Source organism: Pseudomonas sp. 05T35 (genome assembly GCF_056396605.1).
Genome location: NZ_JBFTLU010000246.1, coordinates 1 through 6,532, shown reverse-complemented (window position 1 = coordinate 6,532; position 6,532 = coordinate 1). Strand labels below are relative to the sequence as shown.

At 59.4% G+C, this 6,532-nt stretch carries 6 protein-coding genes; 3 read left to right on the top strand and 3 right to left on the bottom strand.

The window, feature by feature from the left end:
• Nucleotides 1–13: 13 nt before the first annotated feature.
• Nucleotides 14–685, top strand: coding sequence for a Bax inhibitor-1/YccA family protein (locus AC1DH9_RS18510; RefSeq protein ID WP_054596977.1), 672 nt, complete (start codon nucleotides 14–16; stop codon nucleotides 683–685).
• 126 nt (nucleotides 686–811) lie between these two features.
• On the opposite strand, the gene AC1DH9_RS18505 is transcribed toward AC1DH9_RS18510, so the two are convergent.
• Nucleotides 812–1,249 (bottom strand): Lrp/AsnC family transcriptional regulator, encoded by a 438-nt coding sequence (locus AC1DH9_RS18505; protein ID WP_427545671.1) that lies wholly within the window; start codon nucleotides 1,247–1,249, stop codon nucleotides 812–814.
• Between the two features lie 133 nt (nucleotides 1,250–1,382).
• Here AC1DH9_RS18505 and AC1DH9_RS18500 point away from each other — a divergent pair, with 133 nt between their 5' ends.
• The gene (locus tag AC1DH9_RS18500) at nucleotides 1,383–2,276 is read left to right on the top strand and encodes a DMT family transporter (protein ID WP_427545673.1); all 894 of its coding nucleotides are present in this window, start codon (nucleotides 1,383–1,385) and stop codon (nucleotides 2,274–2,276) included.
• Nucleotides 2,277–2,283: 7 nt separating this feature from the next.
• Here AC1DH9_RS18500 and AC1DH9_RS18495 read toward each other — a convergent pair whose 3' ends face one another.
• Together AC1DH9_RS18495 and AC1DH9_RS18490 are read right to left on the bottom strand one after the other, a co-directional pair.
• Nucleotides 2,284–3,363, bottom strand: a complete 1,080-nt coding sequence (locus AC1DH9_RS18495; protein ID WP_427545675.1) for an FUSC family protein — start codon at nucleotides 3,361–3,363, stop codon at nucleotides 2,284–2,286.
• Nucleotides 3,364–3,393: 30 nt separating this feature from the next.
• The gene (locus tag AC1DH9_RS18490; RefSeq protein ID WP_427545677.1) at nucleotides 3,394–5,019 is read right to left on the bottom strand and encodes an NADP-dependent glyceraldehyde-3-phosphate dehydrogenase; all 1,626 of its coding nucleotides are present in this window, start codon (nucleotides 5,017–5,019) and stop codon (nucleotides 3,394–3,396) included.
• 205 nt (nucleotides 5,020–5,224) lie between these two features.
• Here AC1DH9_RS18490 and AC1DH9_RS18485 point away from each other — a divergent pair.
• Nucleotides 5,225–6,532, top strand: a 1,308-nt coding sequence (locus tag AC1DH9_RS18485; RefSeq protein WP_477808551.1) for a TolC family outer membrane protein, incomplete at its 3' end; no start/stop codon positions are given.

Sequence of the window (6,532 nt, the reverse complement as noted above, 5' to 3'; positions counted from 1 at the left end):
CAGGAGTGTCGCCATGCGCGAACAGGATTACGCAGTTAATAACAGCGTGCAGGCTGAGCAGCTAGAGGTTAGCCGCGTCCTGCGCAACACTTACGGTTTACTCGCCCTTACGCTCGCATTCAGCGGTGTGATGGCGTTCGTTGCTCAGCAGATGCGTGTCGGCTACCCGAACGTGTTTGTGGTGCTGATCGGCTTCTACGGGCTTTTCTTCCTGACCAACAAGCTCCGTGACTCGGCCTGGGGCCTGGTGTCGGCGTTTGCCCTGACCGGTTTCATGGGGTTCCTGCTGGGCCCGATTCTCAACCGTTACCTGGGCATGCAAGGCGGTGCTGAAGTGGTCAGCTCGGCTTTCGCGATGACCGCACTGGTGTTCGGTGGTCTGTCCGCCTATGTGCTGATCACCCGTAAGGACATGAGCTTCCTCGGTGGTTTCATCACCGCTGGTTTCTTCGTCCTGCTGGGCGCGACGCTGGCGGGCATGTTCTTCAAGATCAGCGGTCTGCAACTGGCGATCAGCGCGGGCTTCGTGCTGTTTTCTTCGGTCTGCATTCTGTTCCAGACCAGCGCCATCATTCATGGCGGCGAGCGTAACTACATCATGGCGACCATCAGCCTGTATGTATCGATCTACAACCTGTTCGTCAGCTTGTTGCAGCTGTTCGGCATCATGGGCCGCGATGACTGATCGCCAGCCTTGAGCAAAAAACCCGCTACGGCGGGTTTTTTGTTGTCTGGCATTCGGGCAGGGCTCACTCGGTGATGATCAGGCTGCGACACTGCCTTCGCGGCAAACTCCTCAATCCAGGCTGTTTCACGCCATCGGCGGCAGCCGCCGTTTCACCGGGGTCTTCTTGACGATTGCCGTATTGGTTTCGGCATAGCTGTTGAGACGGTCGAGCAGGGTGTCCAGCTGTTCCATCGAACGCACGTGCAGGCGCGCGATGAAGCAGTCATCACCAGTGACCTTGTCGCATTCGGTGAACTCGGGAATGGCCTGGATCTGCCGTTCGACGTTCTGCAACTGGCCGGGCAGCGGGCGAATACGCACGATGGCCTGCAGTTGATAGCCGAAGCATTTGGGATCGATGTCGACGGTATAACCCTTGAGCACGCCACGCTCTTCGAGTCGGCGCAGGCGCTCGGCGACGCTGGGCGATGACAGGCCGCTGATCTGTGCCAGGGCCTTGAGCGAGCGTCGGGAGTCTTCCATGAGGGCGGTGATCAGCAGTTGGTCAATGTCGTCGGTCATACAACCCCCGATTAGGCAAATATTGGAATCTGCCTTGATAAAAAAGGTGAATTGACAGTTTAGCCTGCATTTGACGCTGGAGTAGCGCGGCGCTGGATTGGCATACTTTGGGCTCATATCGAGGAGCCTGATCATGGATAAATCACTGCGTCGCGGTACATTGGAGATGACCGCCGCCATGCTTATTTCGGGGACCATCGGATGGTTCGTGCTGGTTTCTGGCCAGCCCGTGCTGGACGTGGTGTTYTGGCGCTGCGTGTTTGGCGCTGCGACCTTGTTGCTGATTTGCGCAGTGTTCGGTTTTCTGCGCCCGGGCATTCTGACCCGCACCACGTTCCTGTTGGCGGTGCTCAGCGGGGGGGCGATTGTCGGTAACTGGGTGCTGTTGTTTGCCTCCTATTCCCGGGCCTCGATTGCCATCGGCACTGCGGTCTACAACGTGCAACCGTTCATGCTGGTCGGTCTGGCAGCGTTGTTTCTCGGCGAGAAGATCACCGCACAAAAGCTGTTCTGGCTCGGGGTTTCTTTTCTCGGGATGCTGGCAATCGTCAGTGCCCATGGCGAGCAGGGCGCGGGGGGCGGTGAATACTTGCTGGGGATTGCCCTGGCCTTGGGCGCCGCATTGCTTTATGCCTTTGCCGCGCTGATCATCAAACGCCTGACCGGCACACCGCCGCATTTGATCGCGCTGATTCAGGTCTGCACCGGCGTGTTGTTGCTTGCGCCCTGGGCGAATTTTTCCGCGTTGCCGCAACAACCCGGTGCCTGGGCCAGTTTGCTGACACTGGGCATCGTGCACACCGGCGTGATGTATGTGCTGCTGTACGGCGCGATTCAGAAACTGCCAACGGCACTGACCGGCGCACTGTCGTTTATCTACCCGATTGCGGCGATTTTCGTGGACTGGTTCGCCTTCGGCCATCGCCTCGAACTGTTGCAGTGGATCGGTGTGGTTGCGATTCTGCTGGCCGCTGCCGGTATGCAACAAGGTTGGGGCAACGGTGTTCGTAAAGTCGCGACGCAGTGACCGACGTTCAGATTTTCCAACGCGGTGCAGTCTTCACCAACCGCTGGCGCATGTCATTCAGGTTGGCGGTCAGTTGTCGGGTCAGTAATCGGTAACCGTCCAGCGCGCTGTAGACCGGGGTGCCCATGGCGGCCTGCGGTGCGGCTTCATCGGATGCACGCTCCAGGCGTTGTGTCGTACCGGATTGCAACGCCCGGGACATGCCAATCAGTAACACGCGAACCTGCTGGTGCTCGGCTTTCAGCGCCAGTTGCATTTGTGCCATGGCCTGTTCGTCGCTGGCTTCGGGGCGGGTGTTGGCGAGAATTTCCAGAGTGCTGATGCACATCCGCAAATTGCGCTGGAGCGCGTCGAGTTCGGTCATGGACATTCGCACTTCTTTGGACACCGACGGCATCAATGAGCGCAGTTGCACCATCATCCCGTTGAGACGGCTGAGCATCTTGAGGTAGTGGTCATCGGTGACTGATTGGCCACTGATGATCCGGCTGTAAATACTCGCGCAGTCGCGCAAGGCACTGGCGAGTTTGTAGCGCCAGGAGTAGACCGCGTACAGCGGCAGTGCGAAGGAAAAGGCCAGGGCCAGGACAATACCGATGAGGATATCGACCGTGCGCCAGAGTCCGTCAGTCACCGGGTTGTCGCCGTGTCCGGCGACGATGAATACGGTGATGGCTGACAGCAGCGCGGTGTAACCACCCTTGCCAATTGCGTGGTAGGAGAAGAACCCGCAGACCACCGACATACCGAAGTAAGTCAGCCACGGCATGCCGAGCCAGGCCTGCTGCGCCACCAGCAACAAACCCACGCCAGCACCGATCAGCGTGCCATACGCGCGCTCGGCGGCTTTCTTGCCGATGTTGCCGTGGTGCTGCAAACCACCGATCACCACCAACATGGTCACCGACGCCCATTCACCGTGGGGCAGGTGAATCCCTGTGGTCAGCAGAATCGTCGCCAACAGCCCCAGCGACACCCGAACGGCGTGGATCAGTTTGGCGTTGCGATAGCGCCGGTACGGGTCCAGAAGCGGACGCAGCAACCGGCGCAGCAACGGTGGCAATCGGGATGATCGAAGGGCTGTCATCGGGTTCGCAAGGTGTCCTCGGTGTGCGTTCTAGAAAATATAGTCGGTGGTCAGGAAACTCGACTCCCGTCCGCGGATGATGTCGCTGATCAGTTCCTTGTTGCTCTCCTGGAACTTGGTCGCCACCAGCGTGCGGATCGAGAAAGTCCGCAACGCGTCGTGCACCGACAGCGTGCCTTCGGCCGAATTCTTGCGCCCGTTGAACGGGAAGGTGTCCGGGCCGCGCTGGCACTGGGCATTGATGTTGATCCGACCGACCTGATTGGCAAAGATATCTACCAGCCGTCCAACTTCGGCGGGGTTGGTGCCGAACAGGCTCAATTGCTGCCCGAAGTCTGACTCGAGGACGTAGTCGATCACCGTGTCCAGGTCACGATAAGGGACGATAGGCACCACCGGACCGAACTGCTCTTCGTGATAGACGCGCATGTCGGTGGTCACCGGGTACAGCACCGCCGGATAGAAGAACGAACCGCGTGCCTGGCCGCCATTCTCGTTCACCACGTTGGCGCCTTTTCTCACGGCATCGTCCATCAGCCCATGCAGGTAATCGACCTTGCCCGACTCCGGCAGCGGCGTCAGAGACACACCGCTTTCCCACGGCATACCGGGTTTGAGCGAGGCCAGCTTGTGGTTGAATTTCTCGATGAAACGGTCGACCACTTGCTCGTGCACGAAGAGGATTTTCAGCGCAGTGCAGCGCTGGCCATTGAACGATAGCGAGCCGGTGACGGCTTCGTTGACCGCATTGTCCAGATCCACCTCGGGCAGCACGATGCCGGGGTTCTTCGCGTCCAGCCCTAGCGCTGCGCGCAAGCGGTGTGGTTTCGGGTGAAGTTTCTTCAGGTCGCTGGCGGCCTTGTTGGTGCCGATGAAGGCAAAGATGTCGATCTTGCCGCTGGCCATCAGCGCGCTGACGGTCTCGCGGCCGCTGCCGTAGATCACGTTGATCACCCCGGCCGGGAAGCTGTCGCGAAACGCTTCCAGCAACGGGCGAATCAGCAGGACGCCGAGCTTGGCCGGTTTGAACACCACGGTGTTGCCCATGATCAGCGCCGGAATCAGCGTGGTGAAGGTCTCGTTCAGCGGGTAGTTGTAAGGCCCCATGCACAGGGCGACGCCGAGCGGTACGCGGCGGATCTGGCCGAGCGTGTCCTGTTCCAGTTCAAATCGGCTGGAACGACGATCAAGTTCCTTCAGGGCATTGATGGTGTCGACGATGTAGTCACAGGTGCGGTCGAACTCTTTTTCCGAATCCTTGAGGTTCTTGCCGATCTCCCACATCAGCAACTTGACCACCGCCTCACGCTGTTCACGCATGCGGGCGAGGAATGCTTCGACATGCTGAATCCGCTCGGCCACCCGCATCGTTGGCCAGTTGCCCTGGCCACGATCATAGGCACGGACGGCAGCGTCGAGTGCGGTTAATGCAGTGTCGGCGTCAAGCAGTGGGGTGCTGCCGAGAATGACTTGTTCATCGCCATTTTCGCCGGTCAGGTAGACCGGGCTGCGGACGATTGCCAGAGGGCCGTTCCAGATTTTCAGGACGCCATCGACGAGGTATTCGCGTTGCTCGGTCTGCCCGTCGAGACGGTATTGCTCCGGGATGTCGCGGGCGGTCGGGAACAGGTTGCCAAGGATGTTTGCTGTGCTCATGTCGCTACCCCGTCTGGATTGGGTGATGCGGATAAGGTTTTTATCGCCAGACACTGCCGCGAGGTCAAGACCTGTCAGCCGTGTCGTTTTCAAGGATGATGGCCAGTGGCTACAAATGTCCTTGTTGCTGTCTTGGGCTCCGCGTAGGATGCGCGCCCTCATCAGCATAGCTGAATCGTTTTACCAGATTGCAACATGGATTGTTATGACTCATTCCCCGCGTTTTTTTACACCGCTATTGATTCTCACACTAGCGATGACCCCGGCTGTAGCCGACACAAGTCCAGCACGCGCCGATCTGCTGAGCGTTTATCGGCAGGCCGTCGAGCACGATGCCCAGCTGTCAGCGGCACGGCATGATTACCAGGCTCGACGCGAAAGTGTCCCGCAAGCCCGTGCCGGATTACTGCCCACGCTAAATGCGGGAAGTACGGTGGAGTCTGTCCGGCTGCAACGCGATGAACCGGGCCTGACACGTACCCGCAGCACATCGGTGTTTCAGGCCAATCTGAATCAACCACTGTTTCGTGCCGATCGCTGGTTTCAACTCGAGGCCGCCCAGGCCAGTACAGCCCAGGCTGAACTTGAGCTGGGCGCGAAAGAGCAGGGGCTGGTTTTGACGACGGCTCAGACCTACTTCGAAACCTTGCGTGCATTGGATCTGTTGGCCGCCTCCAAGGCCGAGGAAGCGGCGCTCAAGCGTCAACAGCAACAGGCTCAGGCGCGCCTGGAGAATGGCGCATCGAGTATCACCGACGTGCTCGATGCCCAGGCCGCTTATGACAATGCCGGGGCCAATCGAAAGCTTGCTGAACGCAAGGTCGATGATGCCTTTGAAGCACTGTCTCGATTGACGCGCCAGGAGTATTCGGCGATCGAAGGGATTCAGCATCAGCTGCCCGTCGAACTGCCGACACCCAGCGATGCCAACACGTGGGTGAGTCAGGCAGTACGTCAGAACCTTGCGTTGCAGGCCAGTAGCTACGCGGTGATTGCCGCCGAGCAAACCAATCGTCAACGCAAGGCTGGATATGCACCGACCGTCGATGCCGTGGCGTCCTGGCGCAAGGGTGACAACGACAGCTTCGGCTATAGCAACCCGACCGATTTCGGGCGTGATGGCTACCGGGGCGATGTCACCCAGGGCAGCATCGGACTGGAACTGAACGTTCCGTTGTTCGCCGGTGGCCTGACCCGTTCGCAAGTGCGCGAAGCGACAGAACGTCTGGCCCAGAGTGAAGACRAGCGTGAAGACCGGCGGCGTGAAGTGGTGCAGAACACCCGCAATTTCTATCGCGCCGTCCATTCCGATATCGAGCAGGTGATTGCCCGGCGTCAGACGATTCTCTCCAGCCAGGCCTCGGTCCAGGCCAATCAGGTCGGCCGTGATCTGGRCTCGCGCAATACCGCTGACGTGCTCAATGCCCAGCGCCAGTTGTACAGCGCCGTGCGTGAATACAACAACGCCCGTTACGACTACATCATCGATACGTTGAAGCTCAAGCAGACGGCG

Excerpts from the sequence above, each read along its gene's own strand:
- AC1DH9_RS18495 (WP_427545675.1), bottom strand. The coding sequence starts at position 3,363 with ATGACAGCCCTTCGATCATCCCGATTGCCACCGTTGCTGCGCCGGTTG.
- AC1DH9_RS18490 (WP_427545677.1), bottom strand. The coding sequence starts at position 5,019 with ATGAGCACAGCAAACATCCTTGGCAACCTGTTCCCGACCGCCCGCGAC.
- AC1DH9_RS18505 (WP_427545671.1), bottom strand. The coding sequence starts at position 1,249 with ATGACCGACGACATTGACCAACTGCTGATCACCGCCCTCATGGAAGAC.
- AC1DH9_RS18510 (WP_054596977.1), top strand. The coding sequence starts at position 14 with ATGCGCGAACAGGATTACGCAGTTAATAACAGCGTGCAGGCTGAGCAG.